An 18,731-nucleotide genomic window follows, 5' to 3' on the forward strand; every position below is an offset into this window, starting at 1 on the left:
GTCACCGTCACACTGCCCCGTGTGAAGTCGATCCTTCGAACCACCCTGCTGCTCGCCGTCGCCGCCGGGATCGCCGCATCCCCCGTCCAGGCCGGCGCCGCCACCCATCAGCCGCCCCGTGAGGGCGCCCAGTACGTCCGCCTCGACCACCCGCAGCCGGTGCGCGAGAGCGCCCGCACCGAGGCGATCGAGTTCTTCTGGTACGACTGCGGCCACTCCCAGCAGCTCGAACAGCCGCTCCAGGCATGGACCGAGCGGCACCGCGCCGACGTGGACCTGCGCCGTGTCCCGGCCATCTGGCAGGGCAGCCGCGAGGAGGCCGCCCAGCGCGGCCACGCCCGCCTCTACTACACGCTGGAGCGGCTGGGCCTGGTCGAGCGCCTGCAGACCGCCGCCTTCCGCGCGGTCCACAGCAACGAGCAGGACGTCACCACCGAGGACGCCGCCGCCGACTGGGCCCTGCGCCAGGGCGTCGACGAGCGGAGCTTCCGCGCGGCCTACCGCTCCGAGGAGACCCTGCGGGCCGTCGACGAGGCCGCCGCGCTGTTCGTCCGCTACGGCATCAACGAGCTGCCGACCGTGGTGGTGCAGGGTGAGTACCGCACCTCGCCGACCAACGCCGGCGGCGTCGAGGCGATGCCCGAGGTGATGGACCACCTCGTCGCCGAGGACCAGCAGCGCCACCCGCGCGCCTACCGACTGTACTGACGCTCCGTCACCCCCGACCCCCGACGGGCGGGCCGGCCGCATCGCGGTCGGTCCGCCCCTTTTCGGTCGTCGGCCGGGGCGGCGTCGATCACCTTCACCGAACCGACCCCCGGCGGCCACACTCTGTGCCAGAGTGGGGCCGGGCCGCACCGCGACGGCGTCAACAGCCGTTGTGACGGGCCCACTTCTCGATACCGCCGGTACCGGAGAGGGCAGGTGTCCGTGGGGGGACAACGCGCGCAGCTCGTCGACGAGCGCGACAGCCAGACAACGCAGGCCCCGGGGCGGCGCCCGTCGGCCACCGACGGGCCGCCGCCCGAACTGATCTTCAAACGCCGGCTCCGCCCGGCCCGGGTGGCCAGGGAACTCTGGGGCGCCCGCGAACTCGTCCGCGCGCTGGCCGAGCGCGATCTGCGGGCCCGGTACAAGCAGGCGGTGCTCGGCTTCGCCTGGGCGGTGCTCACCCCGCTCGCGCTGTGCGCCATCTTCACCCTGGTCTTCCGCCGGGCCGTGCACGTCGAGACCGAGGGCGCGGCCTACCCGCTGTTCGCCTATGTCGGCCTGATCGTCTGGCAGTTCTTCAGCAACACCATGAACCAGGGCGCGCTGAGCCTCGCCAACAACCTCAGCCTGCTGAACAAGGTGTACTGCCCGCGCGAGGTGTTCCCGCTCGCCACCATGCTGGTCGCCACCGTCGACATGCTGATCGGCACCGCGGTGCTCGGCCTGCTCTTCCTGATCTTCTGGACCGCCCCCGCGATGACGTTCCTCTGGGTGGTCCCGCTGCTGGGCATCCAGTTCGCCTTCACCTACGGCATCGCCCTCGTCCTCTCGGTGGCCGTGGTGTACCTGCGCGACGTCCGCCACCTGCTGCCGATCATCACCCAGATGGGCGTGTTCGCCACCCCGGTCGCCTACCCGCTGGCCCAGATCCCGGAGCGCCTCCAGGAGCTGTACGTCGGCGTCAACCCGCTCGGCGCCGTGATCGAGGGCTACCGCAACGCCCTGCTGTACGGGCAGGCGCCGGACGCCGCGCTCACCTCGATCGCCGCCGTCTCCTCGGTGGTGTTCCTGGTCGGCGGCTACCTGCTGTTCAAGAAGCTGGAGACGGGGATCGCCGATGTCGCCTGATCTGACCCTCCCGCTCGGGACCATCCGCACCGACCAGGTCTGGAAGCGCTTCAAGGCCGACCAGCAGCGGATGCTGCTGCGCGACAAGGTCGACTCGCTGGCCCGCCGGCTGCGCGGGGAGAAGGGCGAGGACTGGCGCTGGGCGCTGCGCGACATCTCGATGCACATCGAGCCGGGTGAGTCGGTCGGCCTGATCGGCTCCAACGGCTCGGGCAAGTCCACCCTGCTCAAGATGCTGACGCGGGTGATGTACCCGTACGGCGGGGTGATCGACGTGCGCGGCCGGATCGGCGCGCTGATCGAGATCCGGGCCGGCATCCACCCCGACCTGACCGGCCGGGAGAACATCTACCTGTTCGGCGCGCTGCTCGGGCTGCGCCGGCGCGAGGTGGCCACCCGCTTCGACGACATCGTGGAGTTCGCCCGGCTCGGCGGCGCCATCGACCGGCAGGTGAAGTTCTACTCCTCGGGCATGCAGATGCGCCTCGGTTTCGCCGTCGCCGCCTATCTGGAGCCGCACGTCCTGCTGGTGGACGAGGTGCTGGCGGTCGGCGACGCGGTGTTCCAGCAGCGCTGCCTGGACCGGATGCGCGAGGTCGCCGAGCAGGGCACCACCATCGTCTTCGTCTCGCACGACCTGCCCGCGGTGGAGTCCATCTGCCGGCGCGGCATCTGGCTGGAGCAGGGCTCGATCCGGGTGGACGCCGGGATCAAGGAGGCGATGGCCGGCTACCGCGACTCGATCGAGGCGCAGTCCGAGGCCGGCGGGCGTACCGGCGAGCCGCTCCAGTTGCTCAAGCACGAGGTGCGGGGCGAGGACCGGGACAGCCTGACCACCGACGAGCCGATGACCGTCGATCTCACCCTCGGCGGCGAGTACCGGGGCGACGCGACGCTGCACCTGGGCGTCAGCGAGGGCACCTCCAGCCCGATCTTCCAGATCAGCCACGAGATCCGGCTCACCGGCGGGGACCGCCAGGTCACCTGTGTGATCCCCCGGCTGCCGCTGCCGCGCGGCCGGTACACGCTCTGGGCCGGCGTCTACAGCATCGGCAGGACCGACGGCGGCACGCTGATGAGCTGGCACTCGGTGGGCCAGTTCGACGTGTTCGGGCCGATGCTGGACTCCCCGCCGCGTGCCGTGGTGCTGGCCGCGCCGGTGTTCGTCCCGCACCACTGGGAGGAGTGAGGCGTGCGACCGGTCCGGGTGCTCGTCCATCTCAACAACCTGGCCCTGGGCGGCGCCCAGTTGAACGCCGTCGACATTGCCCGCACCCTGCGCGACCGGGGCCACGACCCGGTGCTGTTCGCCCAGGGGGTGGACGGCCCGGCCCCGCTGGTCGACGTCGCGGCCGGCCACGGCCTGGACGTGGTGGTGGCGGGCGGCCCCGACACCCCGCACTCCGAGGTCCGGCGCCGGCTGGGGCGGCTGGCCGCCGAGCACGGCAGCCAGCTGCTGCACGCCTGGGAGGTCCGGGCGGCCCGCAACTCCTACTTCGGGCCCGGCCGTTACGGCCGGATACCGGTGGTGACCACCTTCTACGGGATCCGGATGCTGCGCGGCCTGCCCCGGCACCAGCCGCTGGTGCTGGGCCTCGGGGCGCTGCTGGGCGACGGTCGGGCCTTCGGCCACCGGGACGTCAGTCTGATCGAACCGCCGGTGAACACCGCCACCGACGCCCCCGGCCTGGTCGACGGAACCGCGTTCCGCCGCCAACACGGCATCCGTGACGACGAGTTGCTGCTGGCGATCGTCACCCGGCTGGTCCCCGCGCTGGAGAAGGACGCCGGCGCGGAGCTCACCGTGGACGCCGTCCGGGAACTGGACGACCCCCGGGTCCGGCTGGTGATCGTCGGCACCGGCCCCAGCCTGGAGCCGCTGCGGGCCCGCGCGGCCGCCGTGAACGAGGCCCTCGGTCGCCCGGCGGTGCTGGTCCCGGGTCAGCTCGCCGATCCGCGGCCCGCCTACCAGGGTGCCGACATCGTCCTCGGCATGGGTGGTTCGGCCCTGCGCGGGCTCGCCTTCGGCAAGCCGCTGGTGGTGCACGGCGCGGCCGGGTACACCGCCGTGCACGAGCCCGGACCGCTGGTCGAACCGCACGCCTCGCGCTGCATGTACGGCTTCGGGGACGGCTCGCGCGCCCCCGAGGGACTGGCCGCCCAGCTGCGGGGACTGCTCGACGATCCGGCGCGCCGGGCCGAACTCGGCGCCTGGGGGCGGGAGTGGGTGGTCGGCCGGTTCTCGCTGGAGAGCGTGACCGGTTCCTTCGAGGAGATCTACGCCCGGGTGCTGGCCCGGCCGGGCCGCGCGGTCGGCTGGCTGAAGGACCTGGAGCAGATGACCAGGTACGAGTTCACCAAGCCCACCGCTCTGCGGCTGCTGGGGCGGTGACGTCGACTCTTCTCCCGGCCGACCCTTTCCCTAACCGGTACGCCGGTGTTTAATGGTTAGCATGAGCGAGTTGACGATCCCGCACATCCACCACCGCCACGTCGACGTCGACGGCCTGCGCGTCTTCTACCGGGAGACCGGGCCGGCCGACGCCCCGGTACTCCTGCTGCTGCACGGATTCCCCTCCGCCTCGCACCAGTTCCGGCGGCTCCTCGACGCGCTGGGTACCCGCTACCGGCTGATCGCCCCCGACTACCCCGGCTTCGGCCACAGCGACAGCCCCGCCCCCGAGGTGTTCCGCTACCGCTTCGACACCCTGGCCGACGTCGTCGAGGGCTTCTGCCGGACCCTCGGTCTCGACCGCTTCGCCCTCTACGTCTTCGACTTCGGCGCCCCGGTCGGCCTGCGGCTCGCCACCCGCCACCCCGAGTGGATCACCGGCCTGATCGTCCAGAACGGCAACGCCTACGAGGAGGGACTCTCGGCACAGGCCCGGGAGTTCATCGCCAACCGCCCCGGCGTCGAGGGTGCCGCCGAACGCGCCCGGGCCATCCTGGTCCAGGAGATCACCCGGGCCCAGTACGAGGGCGGCACCGGGGACCCCTCGCTGGTCGCCCCCGACGGCTGGACCCTCGACCAGCACCACCTCGACCTGCCCGGCCGCAAGGACATCCAGGTCGAACTCGCCCTCGACTACCACAGCAACGTCGAGCTCTACCCCGTCTGGCAGGAATGGCTGCGCACCCACCGGCCGCCGGCCCTGGTGCTCTGGGGCCGCAACGACCCGTTCTTCACCGAGCCGGGCGCCCGCGCCTACCTGCGCGACCTGCCCGACGCCGAACTGCACGTCTTCGACACCGGGCACTTCGCGCTGGAGGAGAAGCTGCCCGAGATCGCCCCGCTGATCGACGACTTCCTCGCCCGCACTCAGAAGTAGTGGAGGCGGGGGGAGTGGGAGCGGGGGGAGCGGGAGCGGCCCGTCAGCCCCGGCGCAGCAGCAGGGTGACGAAGCCCAGCGTCCCCCGGTAGCCGTGCAGCCACTCGGCGCGGTGCAGGTCGGCCGCCGCCCGGGCGTCCGCCGCGTCCGGGTGCTCCGGGTGGTCCAGCGCCCAGGCGGCCAGCGAGCCGGTCCAGGAGAACTCGTAGTCGTCCCACTCCGCCCGGGTGCTCACATGGCCGAACACCGGCGTCCAGCCGGCCGCCACCACCCGGTCCACGGTGGTGGCCAGGTCCGCGTACTCCTCGCGCGCGGCGCCCAGGCCGCCCAGCGCCGCCGACGAGGGCTCGCGCTCCCAGAACCCCTCACCCACCAGCACCCGGCCGCCCGGCGCCAGCCGCTTCCCGGCCGCGGCCAGCGTCGGCAGCAGCCCGCCGAAGGCGTGCGTCGCGCCGACGCTCAGGACCAGGTCGAAGGGCTGGCGCTCGGTGAACTCCCGGGCGTCGAGGTGGTGCAGGCCCAACCGTCGCTGCACCCCCGCCGCCTCCGCCGACTCCCGGGCCCGGGTCAGCGCCCCCGCGTCCAGGTCCACCCCGACCGCCCGGAGCCGAGGCCGCGCCGCCAGCGCCCGCAGCAACCAGCCCCCCTGCCCGCAGCCGAGGTCGAGCATCCGTCCCTCCTCCGCCGGGCCGAGCGCCCGCTCCAGCAGCGTCGCCACGGCCTCGTCGGAGAGCGGGGCGGCGATCGGGTGATGGGCGTGGGCGAGCCGGGAGATCGTCTGACGGTCCATTCGAACAGTGTGGCCCACCCGGCCCCCGCCCGTCCGGGCTTCGTCCGTGCCCGGCCCCCGCCCGTCCGGGCTTCGTCCGTGCCCGGCCTTCGCCCGGGGCCTTGCCCGTGCCCCGCCCTCGTCCGGGCCCTTGTCGGCGTCCGACCCTCACCCGTACGTCCGACCCTCACCCGTACGTGCGGCCCTTCCAGGCGGCGCCCCGGCCCCGCCAGTGCTGGACCGCCGAGTCGACCGTCATCAGCAGGTACAGGGCCGCCGTGAACGGCAGCAGCAGCGCGGCCGGCGCCGGCCGCCCGTAGTAGCGCAGCATCGGGACGAACGTGCCCGTCATCAGCGCCCAGGCCGCCCCGCCCGCCGCCGCCACCGGCCAGTCGCCCGCCGCCGCCCCGGCCAGCGCCGCCACCGGCGGCACCAGGTACACCAGGGTCAGGCCCAGCACCGTCCCCAGCAGCAGCACCGGCGAATGCCGCAACTGGGCGTACGCGCTGCGCGACACCATCCGCCACAACTGCGCCAACCGCGGGTACGGACGGACACTGTCCACCTGCTCGGCCAGGCCCAGCCAGGTCCGGCCCCCGGCCGCCTTCACGGCCCGGGCGAGCGACACGTCGTCGATGACCGCGCCCCGGATCGCCGCCACCCCGCCCACCCGCTCCAGCGCCTCCCGCCGCACCAGCGAGCAACCGCCGGCCGCCGCCGCCGTCCGCGCACCGGGCCGGTTGCTCCACCGGAACGGGTAGAGCTGGGCGAAGAAGTACACGAAGGCCGGCACGATCAGCCGCTCCCACCCCGTCTCCACCCGCAGCCGGGCCATCTGCGACACCAGGTCCAGCCGGTTCGCCTCCGCCGCGGCCACCAGATCGGCCAGCGAATCCGGCCCGTGCGCGATGTCCGCGTCCGTCAGCAACAGGTACTCGGCGTCCGCCCCCACCAGCTCCACCCCGTGCCGCAGCGCCCACAGCTTGCCCGTCCAGCCCGGCGGCAGCGGAGGAGGAGAGGCCACCGTCAGCTCCAGGCCCCCCGGGACGGCCAGTGAACGCGCCAGCGCGCCGGTGCCGTCCGAACTGTGGTCGTCCACCAGCACCACCCGCGCCCGACCCGGGTACTTCTGCGCCAGCAGGCTCGGCAGCGACGACGGCAGCACCTCCGCCTCGTCCCGGGCCGGCACCACCACCGCCACCTGCGGCCACCGCGCGGGCGGACGGCGCGGCGGCAGACGGACATCGGTGCGCCAGAACAACCCGTGGCAGCCCGCCAGCCAGAGCCAGACCAGCAGCGAGAGCACGGCGATCCACAGCAGGACGGTCACCCGGGCAGTCTGCCGCACCAAGGGCCCGCGACGGGCCATCGACTAAAGTCTTGAAGCGTGAAGATCGCACTGATGGACTCGGGAATCGGCCTGCTGGCCGCCGCCGGCGTACTCCGGACCAAGCGCCCGGACGTCGATCTGGTGCTCTCCTCCGACCCCGCCTCGATGCCCTGGGGGCCCCGGACGCCCGAGGAGATCACCGAACTCGCCCTCGGCTGCGCCCGCGCCGCCGCCGCGCACGAGCCGGACGCGCTGATCATCGCCTGCAACACCGCCTCCGTGCACGCGCTCGCCGCCCTCCGCGCCGAGCTGGAGCCCGCGCTCCCGGTCATCGCCACCGTCCCGGCGATCAAGCCGGCCGCCGCGCTCGGCGGCCCGGTCGCCATCTGGGCCACCCCGGCCACCACCGGCAGCGCGTACCAGCGCGGACTGATCCGCGACTTCGCCGGCACCGCCGCCGTCACCGAGGTGGCCTGCCCCGGACTCGCGGACGCCGTCGACCACGGCGACCAGGCGGCCATCGACGCGGCCATCGCCGACGCGGCCGCCCGCACCCCGGTCGGCACGGCGGCCCTCGTACTCGGCTGCACCCACTACGAGCTGGTCGCCGAACGCATCCGCGCCGCCGTCGCCCCGACCGCCCTGCCCACGCTCACCCTGCACGGCTCCGCCGAACCCGTCGTCGCCCAGGCCCTGCGCCGCGTCGCCGACCCCACCCGCCGCGGCAACGCCACCCTCACCGTCCTCCACGCCGGTGCCCCCACCACCCTCCCCGCCGTCGCCCTCGCCTACCCCGGTACGGCGCTCCTCCACAGTCCTTCCCTGGCCACCCCGGCAGCCTGACCCCGCCCGCTCGGCGGACCACCCGGTCCGTGACGCCCGGGACCGACACCCGCCCGACCGCTCCCCGGAGAATCGCCCGGCCCGCCACCCCGGTGGGTCCGGGGCGCAGGAAGTCGGCCGGTTCGACCTCCCGGGTGCGTACCGATGACGGTTCCGGAGGCCGGCGGGACCGACCTCCGGAGCGCGGCTCAGGCGGCCTGGCCGCGCCAGCGGCGGTAGGCGGGTTCGAGGCCGGACAGGATGGTGTCGAAGCGGCGGGTGCTGGTCGTCGAGTCGACCTGGAGACGGCTGATCTGGAGCGGGTGGGAGGGGAGCCGGGGGCCGAGGCGGTGGTCGGAGAGGAAGCCGAGCCGGTAGCCCAGCTCCTGGAGGACGCCCTCGGCCCGGACGTCGTGACCGCCGTCCGGGTAGGCGAACGCGATCGGCGGCTCGCCGAGCCAGCGGGTGAGGGCCTCGTGGGCGCCGGTGATCTCGGCCCGGACGGTGGCGTCGTCGCAGCGGCCGAGGCACGGGTGCCCCTGGGTGTGGTTGCCGATGGCGACTCCGCCCTCGCGCAGGGCCACCAGGTCGGCGGGGGTGAGCTGCTCCTGGCCGGGCGGACGCCGGTCCGCGCTGACCCGCAGTTCCTGGAGGCTGCGCCGACGGTCCGGGTCGGGCATCGCCTTGAGGCGGGGGAGCAGCTGCGAGGGGTGGCCGCAGTCGAGCGAACGGGCCCGCCCGCCGTGCCGGGCGAGGAAGTCGGCCTCGTGCCACCAGAACGGCCGCTCGGTCCCGATCAGCTCGGAGATGACGAAGGCGGCGGCGGGGATGCCGCGTTCGATCAGCGCGGGAAGCGCGTGGGTCAGGACGCTGCGGTCGGCGTCGTCGAAGGTCACCAGCACACTGCGGGCGGGCAGCGGACGCCGCTCGGCGACGGCTTCCTGCACGGCGGCCAGCGAGACGGGTGTCGCGAGTCTTCGCAGCCGGTCGAGCTGCGCGCCGAACGACCGGGGGTCGGTGACCCCGTGGTAGGCGAGCACGGCGAGCCGCTGCGCCGCCCTGGCCCGGAACAGCGGCTGGACGGGGGCGAACCGAAGCCACTCGCCGCGCGCGTCGGCCGGGTGACCGACCGGACCGGCGACGGGAGCGACGGCCGGGCCCTCGGCGCGCTCGGGCGCCCGCCGTCCGGGCACGGCGCCCGGCGCGGGCGCCAGGGCCCGGACGGGCCGGGGGCGGGTGCGGTTGGTGACGGGGGGCCGGGTGGTCACGGGGGACCGGAGGGTCCGCCCGCCGGGCTGGGTGGCGACCGGCTGCCCGTCGGTCGGCACCGCACTGGCGGGGGACGCGGCCGCCGGGCGGGCGGGGCCCGGTCCGGACGGCGGGGCGGTCGGTGGCGGCCGCAGGTCCGACAGGGCGTTCACCACGGCCCTGTTGAGCGCGGTGAGGCCGGAGGTCGACGTCGTGGAATGGGACTGCGGCACGGTTCCCCCTCGGTCGCCGATGCGGCGTGGCGGTACCGCCGGAGGACAGAGCCCGGCCTCCGACTCCAGGGCGCGGCGGCTCCGCCCCCTGGGTATCTCCGGTCCACGGCGGGGACTCCCAACCCGCACCGCGGACGGCTCCTGGATCGCTCAATGTAATGGAGACAGCTACGCCCCGTTGATGGTTGTACCGGACCGGCAAGGTTTTTTCGGAGCGTGGGAACAATCCCGGGACAACGCCGGAACGAACTCGGGACGACGCCGGATCGGGCACCGGGTCGGACGCCGGATCGGAAGGCGCGACGGGCGGCGGCCCCGCGCCCGGGCAGCCGCCCCGGCGCGCGCCGGGGCGCACCGACGGGGTCCGCGCACGCCCCGGCCGGCCGACTCGCCCGTGACCGTGGGTGGCCACCCGATCACGCCCTGCGGGCTGCTCCCGCGACGGCCCCGAGGTACCTTGGGCTCATGGCAGACGCGGAACGTGATCACCACCACCCGCACGGCGCGACCCGGATGACGCGGTTCTGGCACGGTGGTGCCCTGGTCACCCACCAGGTGCCGCTGGCGCTGGTCGGTCTGGCCTGCCTCGCGCTGGGCATCGTGGTCGCGGTCGTGGTTCCGGACAGTGACGGACCGGCCTGGGCGATGGCGGTCGCGGGCTGCCTCGCGGCCGGTGTGCTGCTGCTCGGCCGGATCGGCGTCGCGGTGTTCCGCCGGCACCGCCGCGCGGCGGTCTGAGCGCCTCCGCGCGACCGTCGGGGACGCCGCCCCACGCCCGTCCGAGTGGACCGGACGAGGCCGTCCCGGCCTTCCGACCCGGGCTTTTGTCGAATTCCGCCGGAACCCGTCGCGCACCGAACTCCCGATCGGGTCCATCCGGTCGGATCGGCCGGTTTTCGGCCCATCTGCCAACTCCTTCTCGCTTCTTTCACAATTCCGGGGCACCAGCCCCACAGTTCCCCCTACTGTGATGTCGGTCCGGGGCGCCAACAGCGCCGGATGCGAGGCCACTTGCCGGCGCCGGGGAGGGTGCCGCAGAGGGGGGAACGATGAGCGGCAGCGCCGTGCCCGGACGGGCCCCGGTCGCCGGGGGGATCCGGGCCCAGGTGAAGCGCCAGCTGGCGCGCCGGGTCGGGAGCAGTCCCGGCGAGGGTGCCACGGTGCTGATCTACCACCGGGTCGGTGGCGGCAGCCCGGACGAGCTGGACGTCGCCACCGCCGACTTCGCCGCCCAGGCCGATCTGCTCGCCGACCTGCCGCCCGGCCGGGTGGTCTCCCTGGACGAGGCCACCGACCGGATCGAGGCCGGCCGCCGCACCCCGGGCGTGGTCCTCACCTTCGACGACGGCTTCGCGGACGTGTTCGAGAACGCCTGGCCGCTGCTGCGCGAGCGCCGGCTGCCGTTCACCGTCTACCTGGCCAGCGGCCACGTCGGCGGCGAGATGCGCTGGGAGGGGTCGACCGCCAAGGCCACCGGCGCCCCCGCGCTCAGCTGGGAGCAGCTGCGCGAGATGACCGCCTCCGGCCTGTGCACGGTCGCCAACCACACCCGCACCCACGCCCGCCCCGAGCTGCTGTCCACCACCGAGCTGGACGGCTGCAACGACGAGGTCGAGGAGCACCTGGGCGTCCGGCCCAGCCACTACGCCTACACCTGGGGCGTGCCGGTCCCGCACATGGAGCCCGCGCTGCGGGCCCGCTTCCGGACCGCCGCCACCGGCGAGGTCGGCCGCAACGCCCCGGGGGTCGACCCGGTGCGGCTGCGCCGGGTGCCGGTCCGCCGCACCGACCCGATCGACTTCTTCCGCGCCAAGCTGCACGGGCGGCTGATCCCGGAGCGCGCCTACGCCAGGATCGTCGCCACCGCGAAGGCGGTGGGCGCCCGTGCCTGAGGAGTCGATACCCCCGCGGCTGCGCGGACCCGGCGGCCGCCCGCTGCGCGTCGCCCACCTCACCACCGTCGACATGAGCCTCCAGCTGCTCCTCGCCACCGAGCTCAAGGTCGATCTGGAGGCCGGGTTCGAGACGTACGGGATCAGCGCCCCGGGCCCGTACGTCCCCGACCTGGTGGCGATCGGGGTGCGGCACGAGCCGCTGCACGCGCTGACCCGGGCCTGGGAGCCGCGCGCCGACGCCGCCGCGGCCCGTGAACTCCTCGCCGTGCTCCGCCGGATCCGTCCGGACGTGCTGCACACCCACAATCCGAAGACCGGTGTGCTCGGCCGGGTCCTCGGCCGGCTGGCCCGGGTCCCGGTGGTGGTCAACACCTGCCACGGGCTGTGGGCACAGGCGCACGACCCGTTCGCCAAGCGCGCGTTCGTGCTCGGCGCGGAGTCCTTCGCCGCCCGCTTCTCGCACGCCGAGCTGTACCAGAACGGCGAGGACCGCCGGACCCTGGCCCGCGCCGTCCCGGCCCGCCGCTCGCGGGTGGTCGGCAACGGCGTGGACCTCACCCGCTTCGCCGTCGATCCCGGCGAACGCGCCCGGGCCAGGGCCCGGTTGCGCGCCGAGCTGGGCCTCGGGCCGGACGAGCTGCTGGTCGGCGGGGTCGGTCGCCGGGTCGCCGAGAAGGGCATCCGGGAGTACGCCGAGGCCGCCCGCGCCCTGGCCGGCAAGGCCAGGTTCGTCTGGATCGGTCCCGACGACCCGGACAAGCCGGACGCCCACGGCGCCGAGTCCGGGGTCGCCTTCCTCGGTCCGCGGGCCGACATGCCCGCCGTCTACGCCGCGCTGGACGTCTTCGTTCTCCCCTCCTACCGGGAGGGGTTCTCCCGATCCGCCATGGAGGCCGCCGCCGGCGGCCTGCCGATGGTGCTCAGTGACATCCGGGGCTGCCGCGAGATCGGCACCCACGACGAGCACCTGCTCCTCGCCCCGCCCGGGGACGCCCGGGCCCTCACCAGTGCGCTGGACCGGCTCCTCACCGAGCCCGGCCTGCGTGAGCGCCTCGGTCCGGCGGCCCGCCGCCGCGCCGGGGCGGCGTTCGACCAGCGGGCGGTCGCCGCCGTCTCGCTGGCCACCTACGCGGCCGTCGCCCGCGCCAAGGGGCTGCCCTGGACGGTCGGCTGAGCCCGCCCACGACCACACCACCGCATCAGGGGAAGGACCGTCATGAAGCGAGGGGGGGACCTCGCGATCACCGTCCTGACCGGGATCGTCGCGATTCCGCTGGGTCTGGTGATCGCTCTGCTGATCCGCTGCACCATGGGCGGACCGGTGCTCTTCCGTCAGACCCGGACGGGGCTGCGGGGCGAGGAGTTCGAGATCCTCAAGTTCCGCACCATGCGGGACAAACGTTTCCCGGAGGAGCCGGACGCTCCCCGGATCACCCGGCTCGGGGACCTGCTCCGCCGGACCAGCCTGGACGAACTGCCGCAGCTGTGGAACGTCGCGCGCGGTGAGATGGGTGTGATCGGCCCCCGGCCGACGCTCCCCGAGCAGGTCGTCCACTACTCCCGCCGCCAGCGCGGCCGGCTCGACGTGCGGCCCGGGCTCACCGGCTGGGCCCAGGTGCAGGGCCGCAACTCCATCACCTGGCCGGAGCGGATCGAGCTCGACCTCTGGTACGTCCGGAACCGCTCGCTCGGCCTGGACCTGCGGATCCTGGTGCTGACCGTCGGGGTGCTGCTGCGCCCGGCCGGGATCACCGCCGCCGGTGGCGTCAACCCGGGCTTCCCGGCGCCGACCGAGCCGGCCGACGCCGCCGCGAGCGCCACCACCGCTGCCGCCACCGTGGCCGCGGTACCCGTCACCGCCGTTGTCACCGCCGCCGGCGTCCCGCCGGTGGGCGCCGCCGAGCCGGCCCCGGCCGTGATCGGTCTGCCCCGGCAGGCCACCGGGCCCAGGCCGGTGCCGCCACCGCTCCGGACCCGGCCGGTCCGTCCGGCACCCGTCGGCGCCGCCGTCGAGGAGGCGTCCTGACCGCCGGACCCGGCAGGATGTCCCCCATGCCCTCCGACCGGCCCCCGGCCACGTCCTCCGTGACCGAGCCGCCCGCACTCTGGATCGCCGGCGCCGGTGGCGTCGGCCGCGAGGCGCTGGACACCGCGCTCGCGGCCGGCGTCCCGGTGGCGGGATTCCTCGACGACCGTCAGCACGGCGCCACCGTCCGCGGCCGGCCGGTCCGCAGACCCGCCGAGCTCGGACCGGGTGCCCGCTACCTGGTCGGCATCGCCGACCCGGCCGTCCGGCAGCGGCTCTCCGCGCTGCTGGACGGCCTGGGGGCGGAGCCGTTCACCCTGGTCCACCCCCGGGCGCTGATCGCCCCGGACACCCTGCTCGGCCCGGGCTGCCTGGTGATGGGCGGCGCCTACGTGTCCAGCAGCGTGCGGCTGGGAGCGCACAGCCAGGTCCACTACAACGCGACGGTCGGCCACGACACCGTGTTCGGCGAGCGGGTGACGGTCTACCCGGGCGGCAACGTCTCCGGCGCGGTGCGGCTGGCCGACGGCGCCACCGTGGGCTCCAACGCGGTGGTGCTCCAGGGCCGCGCGATCGGCGCCGGGGCCTTCGTCGGCGCGGCCGCGGTGGTGACCAGGGACGTGGCCCCGGGCGAGGTGGTGGTCGGCTCCCCGGCCCGCCCGCTGCGCCGGGACTGAACGGCCCCGCCGGGCCGCCCGTCGCGGACCCCCGGGCGCCCGGGCGCCCCGACCGGCGCCCCGATAGGCTCCGGGGCATGGCGATTCCGAAATTCCTGGCCGAACTCCGCGCGGTGGTCGGCCCCCGCAAGCTCTGGCTCAGCGCCGCGGCCGCGGTCGTCCTGGACGACGAGGGCCGGGTGCTGCTCGTCCAGCGCGCGGACGACGGCAACTGGGCGCCCCCGGGCGGCATCCTCGACCCGGGCGAGCAGCCGGCCGACGGGGCGGTCCGGGAGTGCCTGGAGGAGACCGGGATCGCGACCGTTGCCGAACGGCTCGTCGCGCTCACCGTCTCGCCGGACATCACCTACCCCAACGGCGATGTGACGCAGTACCTGGAGGTCGTCTTCCGTTGCCGCCCGCTGGGCGGGGAGATCGAGGCGGACGAGGACGAGACCCTCGCGGTGGGCTGGTACCCGCTGGACGCGCTGCCGCCGATGGGCGAGCGCGAACTCGGCTGGATCGAACGGGCGGTCTCCGGCGCGGCCGAGACGGCCTTCCGGTGGGACGGCGCGCAGCGCCCCTGAGGCTCGGGCCCCCGACGTCCTGGATGTAGGCGCCCTAGAGCGTGCGGAACCAGGCCGCCGTGCGCTCCAGGCCCTCGCGCAGCGGGACCGGGCTGACGTCGGGGAACAGTCCGCGCAGCCGCGCGTTGTCGGCCTGCGAGTCGCGGACGTCGCCCGGCCGGGGCTCGGTGTGGGCGACCTCGACGGGGTGGCCGAGCACCGACTCCAGTTCGCCGACCAGTTCCAGCAGCGAGGTGCGGGTACCGAAGGCGAGGTTCACCGGGTCCGCGCTCACGACCCGGCGCAGCACCGCGTCGGTGATCACCTGGGTCACGGTGCCGACGTAGGTGAAGTCCCGGCTCTGCCCGCCGTCGCCGTGCACGGTCACCGGCCGTCCGGCGAGCGCGGCGTCCAGGAAGGCCGGGACGACCGCCGCGTAGGCGTGCCCGGCGGGCTGCAGCGGGCCGAACACGTTGAAGAACCGCAGCGGCAGCACGCCCAGCCCGTAGCAGTGGTGGTAGGCCGCCAGATACGCCTCGGTGGCGAGTTTGCTGACCGCGTAGGGGCTCATCGGCGCGGTGCGCATGGTCTCCCGCTTGGGCAGCTCCCGGTTGGCCCCGTAGACCGAGGAGGAGGAGGCGGCGGCCACGTAGAGGCCCCCGGCACGACGGGCGGCCTCCAGGACCTCCAGGGTGCCGGTGGCGTTGGCGTGGTGACTGGCCAGTGGATCGGCCACCGAGCGCGGCACGGAGGGCAGTGCGGCGAGGTGGACCACCGCGTCGGCGCCGTCGAGGGCCTCGTCGAGCAGCGCCGGGTCGAGGACGGAGCCCTCGTGGAGCACGGCCCCGGTGCCGGCCAGGTTGGCCTTCCGCCCGGTGGAGAGGTTGTCCACCACCCGGACCTGGTCCACCTCGGGTCGGTCCAGCAGGGCCCGGACCAGGTTGGCCCCGATGAATCCGGCTCCGCCGGTGACGACCACACGCATGGCTGAGGTTCCCCCCTCGCGACGACCCGGCCCGCTCGGCCGGCCCCGCGCCGATGGTAGCCGCGCCGTCACCCGCCGTGTGCCGGAACGCCGAGAACGGCCGGAACGCGGGCGGAGGGCGGACACGGGCGGAGGGCGGACGCTGCCGCCCCGTACCGTCGGCACCCGGTCGCGGTCAGCCCTTGGGCTGGCGGTACGCCTCCTCGGCGGCGTCCAGCACCGCCGCGAGGTCGCCGCCGGCCGTGGCGGTGGCCACCGCGGCCACCGCGCCCTCGACGAACGGGGCGTTGGCGAACCGGACCGGGAACGGCAGACCGTGCTCGTCGGCCTCGGCGAGCAGCGCCCGCACGGTGGTCACCGCGCCGCCGAGGTCGGCCAGGACGACGACGCCGTGCCCCTGGTCGACCCGGCGGGTGGCGGCCGCGACGAGCACCGCGCTGATGCCGGGTCCGGCGACGAGGTCCCCGCCGGTGCCGGCCACCGGGGCGGGGGAGGGGGTAGCGGTCAGCGCGAGCGCCAGGGCGCGGACGGCGTTGGCGAGCTCCTGGCTGTGCGAGACCAGCACGATCCCGACCCGGCCGTGGACGGGTGGCCGGCCGGGTGAGGGCCGGGGCAGCGGGGTGGGCGCGGGTGGGGTGCGGGGCGCCGGTGGCTGCGCCGAGGCGGCCTCGGAGATGGGGATGACATCGGCGCGGGTGCCGTCCCGGCGGCTCATCGGCTGCTCCTCGGCGCGTTCGGTGGGGGCTCCCCACACTCTGGCAGTTCGCCCGCCGGGCGCGTGGGCGGGACACGCGCCCCCGGGGTGCGCCGGGGTGTTCGGGGCTGCGTCCGCCCGCCGCCGGTGGTTCGTCCCCTCCGGCCGGGCGGGACCTGGTGATCCCGCTGACCGGGGCCGCGGCGGTGACTAGGCTGGGCCCGTTCAGGCCGTCGGGAGGAGAGAGCAGCAGTGGCAGCCAACAGCGGGACCGGGGTGGAGGCGACCGAGGCGGTGGAGCTCGCCGCGAGCGGGAAGCCGAAGGTGGACTTCACCGGGGCGACCTGGCTCTTCAGCAGCCAGGGTGTCGGGGACGTCCAGATCGCGTTCGTGGACGGGTACATCGGCATGCGGGACGGCCGTCAGGAGGACGGCCCGATCCTGGTGTTCACGCCGGGGGAGTGGCGGGCTTTCGTGCTCGGCGCGCGGGACGGCGAGTTCGACCTCACCTGACCGGATCCGGGCGTACCGCCCCCGCCGGGTGCCGGTCCGAGCCGTCGGGGGCGGCACCCGGACACCCCCGGGGGTGTCCGGGGACGGCCGACCGGTCGTGAAGGTCTCCGCCGGTCATCGTTCCGATCACATTTGAGCGTGCCCCGTCATAATTTCTGTTGACTGCTGGACAAACGCAGCTCAGAGTATGAACACAGGCAGACGCCGTGCCCACCGCCCCCACGCGGCCAGACACGGCGCCTGCTGTGCGACCCGGCAGCGCTGCCGAGCCTCCTCCCAGTCATCCCTCTGCGCACCGGGGGTGCGTCGGCCGGTCCCGGCCCACAAGGGGCCGGCAGTCGCCGGGAGGATGGCGCCGATCCCGAGAGCGACTCAGGGCCGGCACCGTGCTCGGGACCCGCACGCCCCCACGCGGCGGCGTCCCGAGCAGGTCCGCGGGAGCGACGGGCCGGGGCCCCGCGGACCTTGCTTGTGAACATGGAACTGTTGGCTTGTGTGCTGTGCGGTGCGACGGCGGAGCTGGGTGCTCGGCACGACGGTGTGCACAGTGAGGAAAACGCGTGTAGGGCCGCGTTGCGACAGACCGTCCCCCCGGAGGGTGAAACCCAGAACGGCTGTCGTGCTGAACCGAACGTAGCCCGGACGGTTGCTCAGAGTCAACATTGGTCTCTGAGCGTGGATCTCCGTCCGGCGCCCCACCCACCCCGCGAGCGCGGTGTGGTGGGCACGTACGATGTTCCCATGTCTTTTCTCCGCCGTCGCTCCGGTCAGCCCACCGGCCCGGACTTCGACGTGCTCGCCATGGACCCGGGCGACTGGCCCGGTGACTTCGGTGCAGCCATGATGACCGGCCCGGACGGCGCCTGCCAGGGGATTTTCCTGCGCTACGACCTGTTCGGCGGCAGAGGCCCGGCGATGTTCATCGGCAACCTCCCCGAGGGCTCGCCGGCCCGCGAGACCGGCGACAGTGTGCCCTTCGAGGTACGCCAACTGCTCGCCGCACTGGAGAACGAGGAACCGGTCGACTTCGTCTCGGCGGAGGACTTCCCCGTCATGCTCGGGGACGATCTGCTGATCGTGAAGAAGGTCAAGGTCAGCGAGGGCCGGGTCTTCTGTGCCCAGTTCGGCCGGAGTGACGGTGTGCAGGTCACGATCGCCTCCTGGGACCGACCGATTTCGGACGATCTCTACCAGTTGCTCAAGCCGCTGCCCGCGGACATGTTCCAGCAGGGCTGACCGGGCCGGGCCGCTGCCCCGGAGGGCAGCGTTCCGGTTCCCCTTCCGCTGCCCGCCGGGGCGTCCGGACGCCCGGAGATCCGGACCGCCCCGCGGGGCGTCCGTCGAGCCGCTCGCCACGACGTCCGGCGCGGCACCGGCCACGACGTCCGCCACGGTTTCCGCTCCGACCCGGGTGCCGCGCCCCGTCCCGGGCCTCGGGCGCTGCTTGACGGCTTCGATCACGCCTTCGTAAAGTCGCGAACATGCCGTGCCGTCTCCCGCTGCTGACCCGTCGCAGCTACCTCGACCTGCGGCGCACCGCCAGCGCGGCGTGTCCGGGTCACTGAGGGGGATTCGTCCCCGAGGCGGCGGGCGCCCGGCCGAGCGGCCGGCGCCGACCCGCGGGGGGCCGTCGCGCCCGACCCCGGGTCCAGGGGCGGGCGTCCAGCCGGAGTCCCGGGCCGCCACCAGGTACCGCGCGCCCGTCCCGGCGTTCCGCCCGCCCTTCCCCGCACCAGCCGCCGGGGGTGCCGGCGCCGACAGCGGAACGGCCGAGCCCCCGACGACAGCGGAGGCGTGGCCGCGCCGGCCGTCGGCCCCACGCCCCG

Annotated in this window: 19 protein-coding genes; 14 read left to right on the top strand and 5 right to left on the bottom strand. The window is 74.7% G+C overall.

Going from position 1 to position 18,731, the window contains the following annotated elements:
- The first annotated feature begins 21 nt into the window (after positions 1-21).
- From ACIQ9P_RS34920 to ACIQ9P_RS34940, 5 genes are all read left to right on the top strand, one after another.
- On the top strand, positions 22-708 hold the full coding sequence (locus tag ACIQ9P_RS34920) for a thiol:disulfide interchange protein DsbA/DsbL (protein ID WP_402365444.1): 687 nt from the start codon (positions 22-24) through the stop codon (positions 706-708).
- 222 nt (positions 709-930) lie between these two features.
- On the top strand, positions 931-1,839 hold the full coding sequence (locus tag ACIQ9P_RS34925) for an ABC transporter permease (protein ID WP_402365446.1): 909 nt from the start codon (positions 931-933) through the stop codon (positions 1,837-1,839).
- Positions 1,829-3,028, top strand: coding sequence for an ABC transporter ATP-binding protein (locus ACIQ9P_RS34930; protein ID WP_402365448.1), 1,200 nt, complete (start codon positions 1,829-1,831; stop codon positions 3,026-3,028). Before ACIQ9P_RS34925 ends, ACIQ9P_RS34930 begins: the two co-directional genes overlap by 11 nt.
- 3 nt (positions 3,029-3,031) lie before the next feature.
- A complete protein-coding gene (locus ACIQ9P_RS34935; RefSeq protein WP_402365450.1) occupies positions 3,032-4,231 on the top strand; it encodes a glycosyltransferase family 4 protein in 1,200 nt (399 codons plus the stop codon).
- 61 nt (positions 4,232-4,292) lie between these two features.
- Complete coding sequence (locus ACIQ9P_RS34940; protein WP_402365452.1) at positions 4,293-5,168, top strand: alpha/beta fold hydrolase; 876 nt, start codon at positions 4,293-4,295, stop codon at positions 5,166-5,168.
- Between the two features lie 43 nt (positions 5,169-5,211).
- On the opposite strand, the gene ACIQ9P_RS34945 is transcribed toward ACIQ9P_RS34940, so the two are convergent.
- Positions 5,212-5,958, bottom strand: a complete 747-nt coding sequence (locus tag ACIQ9P_RS34945) for an SAM-dependent methyltransferase (protein WP_402365454.1) — start codon at positions 5,956-5,958, stop codon at positions 5,212-5,214.
- Positions 5,959-6,124: 166 nt separating this feature from the next.
- Entirely contained in the window at positions 6,125-7,306 is a 1,182-nt protein-coding gene (locus ACIQ9P_RS34950; RefSeq protein ID WP_402365456.1) for a glycosyltransferase, read from the bottom strand.
- Positions 7,307-7,324: 18 nt separating this feature from the next.
- Here ACIQ9P_RS34950 and ACIQ9P_RS34955 point away from each other — a divergent pair, with 18 nt between their 5' ends.
- Positions 7,325-8,110, top strand: a complete 786-nt coding sequence (locus ACIQ9P_RS34955; protein ID WP_402365458.1) for a glutamate racemase — start codon at positions 7,325-7,327, stop codon at positions 8,108-8,110.
- A gap of 188 nt (positions 8,111-8,298) precedes the next feature.
- Here ACIQ9P_RS34955 and ACIQ9P_RS34960 read toward each other — a convergent pair whose 3' ends face one another.
- Positions 8,299-9,570, bottom strand: a complete 1,272-nt coding sequence (locus ACIQ9P_RS34960; RefSeq protein WP_402365460.1) for a polysaccharide deacetylase family protein — start codon at positions 9,568-9,570, stop codon at positions 8,299-8,301.
- A 465-nt stretch (positions 9,571-10,035) separates the two neighbouring features.
- Between ACIQ9P_RS34960 and ACIQ9P_RS34965 the strand changes: the two genes are divergently transcribed.
- The 6 genes from ACIQ9P_RS34965 (at position 10,036) to ACIQ9P_RS34990 (ending at position 14,734) form a co-directional block, all read left to right on the top strand.
- Complete coding sequence (locus tag ACIQ9P_RS34965; protein WP_402365462.1) at positions 10,036-10,308, top strand: hypothetical protein; 273 nt, start codon at positions 10,036-10,038, stop codon at positions 10,306-10,308.
- Between the two features lie 311 nt (positions 10,309-10,619).
- Positions 10,620-11,462, top strand: coding sequence for a polysaccharide deacetylase family protein (locus ACIQ9P_RS34970; RefSeq protein WP_402365464.1), 843 nt, complete (start codon positions 10,620-10,622; stop codon positions 11,460-11,462).
- Complete coding sequence (locus ACIQ9P_RS34975) at positions 11,455-12,639, top strand: glycosyltransferase (protein ID WP_402365466.1); 1,185 nt, start codon at positions 11,455-11,457, stop codon at positions 12,637-12,639. Before ACIQ9P_RS34970 ends, ACIQ9P_RS34975 begins: the two co-directional genes overlap by 8 nt.
- Positions 12,640-12,681: 42 nt before the next feature.
- Positions 12,682-13,491 (top strand): sugar transferase, encoded by an 810-nt coding sequence (locus ACIQ9P_RS34980; RefSeq protein ID WP_402365468.1) that lies wholly within the window; start codon positions 12,682-12,684, stop codon positions 13,489-13,491.
- Between the two features lie 26 nt (positions 13,492-13,517).
- Positions 13,518-14,168 carry a NeuD/PglB/VioB family sugar acetyltransferase gene (locus ACIQ9P_RS34985; protein ID WP_402365470.1) on the top strand — a complete coding sequence of 217 codons (651 nt, stop codon included), beginning with the start codon at positions 13,518-13,520 and terminating at the stop codon, positions 14,166-14,168.
- Between the two features lie 77 nt (positions 14,169-14,245).
- Positions 14,246-14,734: an NUDIX hydrolase gene (locus tag ACIQ9P_RS34990; protein ID WP_402365472.1), complete on the top strand. Its 489-nt coding sequence runs from the start codon at positions 14,246-14,248 to the stop codon at positions 14,732-14,734.
- Positions 14,735-14,768: 34 nt separating this feature from the next.
- On the opposite strand, the gene ACIQ9P_RS34995 is transcribed toward ACIQ9P_RS34990, so the two are convergent.
- Both ACIQ9P_RS34995 and ACIQ9P_RS35000 read right to left on the bottom strand, forming a co-directional pair.
- Positions 14,769-15,698 (bottom strand): NAD-dependent epimerase/dehydratase family protein, encoded by a 930-nt coding sequence (locus tag ACIQ9P_RS34995; protein WP_402365474.1) that lies wholly within the window; start codon positions 15,696-15,698, stop codon positions 14,769-14,771.
- A gap of 175 nt (positions 15,699-15,873) precedes the next feature.
- Positions 15,874-16,413: a PTS-dependent dihydroxyacetone kinase phosphotransferase subunit DhaM gene (locus ACIQ9P_RS35000; RefSeq protein ID WP_402365475.1), complete on the bottom strand. Its 540-nt coding sequence runs from the start codon at positions 16,411-16,413 to the stop codon at positions 15,874-15,876.
- A 255-nt stretch (positions 16,414-16,668) separates the two neighbouring features.
- Between ACIQ9P_RS35000 and ACIQ9P_RS35005 the strand changes: the two genes are divergently transcribed.
- Both ACIQ9P_RS35005 and ACIQ9P_RS35010 read left to right on the top strand, forming a co-directional pair.
- Positions 16,669-16,905: a DUF397 domain-containing protein gene (locus ACIQ9P_RS35005; RefSeq protein ID WP_375928856.1), complete on the top strand. Its 237-nt coding sequence runs from the start codon at positions 16,669-16,671 to the stop codon at positions 16,903-16,905.
- A gap of 741 nt (positions 16,906-17,646) precedes the next feature.
- Complete coding sequence (locus ACIQ9P_RS35010; protein WP_030396879.1) at positions 17,647-18,141, top strand: hypothetical protein; 495 nt, start codon at positions 17,647-17,649, stop codon at positions 18,139-18,141.
- Positions 18,142-18,731: the final 590 nt, after the last annotated feature.

This window comes from Kitasatospora sp. NPDC094019, assembly GCF_044764505.1.
Classification (GTDB): Bacteria; Actinomycetota; Actinomycetes; order Streptomycetales; family Streptomycetaceae; genus Kitasatospora.

Bases quoted from the DNA above. Each gene is read 5' to 3' on its own strand.
- ACIQ9P_RS34930 (WP_402365448.1), top strand. From the start codon at position 1,829: ATGTCGCCTGATCTGACCCTCCCGCTCGGGACCATCCGCACCGACCAG.
- ACIQ9P_RS34940 (WP_402365452.1), top strand. From the start codon at position 4,293: ATGAGCGAGTTGACGATCCCGCACATCCACCACCGCCACGTCGACGTC.
- ACIQ9P_RS34945 (WP_402365454.1), bottom strand. From the start codon at position 5,958: ATGGACCGTCAGACGATCTCCCGGCTCGCCCACGCCCATCACCCGATC.
- ACIQ9P_RS34950 (WP_402365456.1), bottom strand. From the start codon at position 7,306: ATGGCCCGTCGCGGGCCCTTGGTGCGGCAGACTGCCCGGGTGACCGTC.
- ACIQ9P_RS34965 (WP_402365462.1), top strand. From the start codon at position 10,036: ATGGCAGACGCGGAACGTGATCACCACCACCCGCACGGCGCGACCCGG.
- ACIQ9P_RS34970 (WP_402365464.1), top strand. From the start codon at position 10,620: ATGAGCGGCAGCGCCGTGCCCGGACGGGCCCCGGTCGCCGGGGGGATC.
- ACIQ9P_RS34980 (WP_402365468.1), top strand. From the start codon at position 12,682: ATGAAGCGAGGGGGGGACCTCGCGATCACCGTCCTGACCGGGATCGTC.
- ACIQ9P_RS34985 (WP_402365470.1), top strand. From the start codon at position 13,518: ATGCCCTCCGACCGGCCCCCGGCCACGTCCTCCGTGACCGAGCCGCCC.
- ACIQ9P_RS34990 (WP_402365472.1), top strand. From the start codon at position 14,246: ATGGCGATTCCGAAATTCCTGGCCGAACTCCGCGCGGTGGTCGGCCCC.
- ACIQ9P_RS34995 (WP_402365474.1), bottom strand. From the start codon at position 15,698: ATGCGTGTGGTCGTCACCGGCGGAGCCGGATTCATCGGGGCCAACCTG.
- ACIQ9P_RS35000 (WP_402365475.1), bottom strand. From the start codon at position 16,413: ATGAGCCGCCGGGACGGCACCCGCGCCGATGTCATCCCCATCTCCGAG.
- ACIQ9P_RS35010 (WP_030396879.1), top strand. From the start codon at position 17,647: ATGTCTTTTCTCCGCCGTCGCTCCGGTCAGCCCACCGGCCCGGACTTC.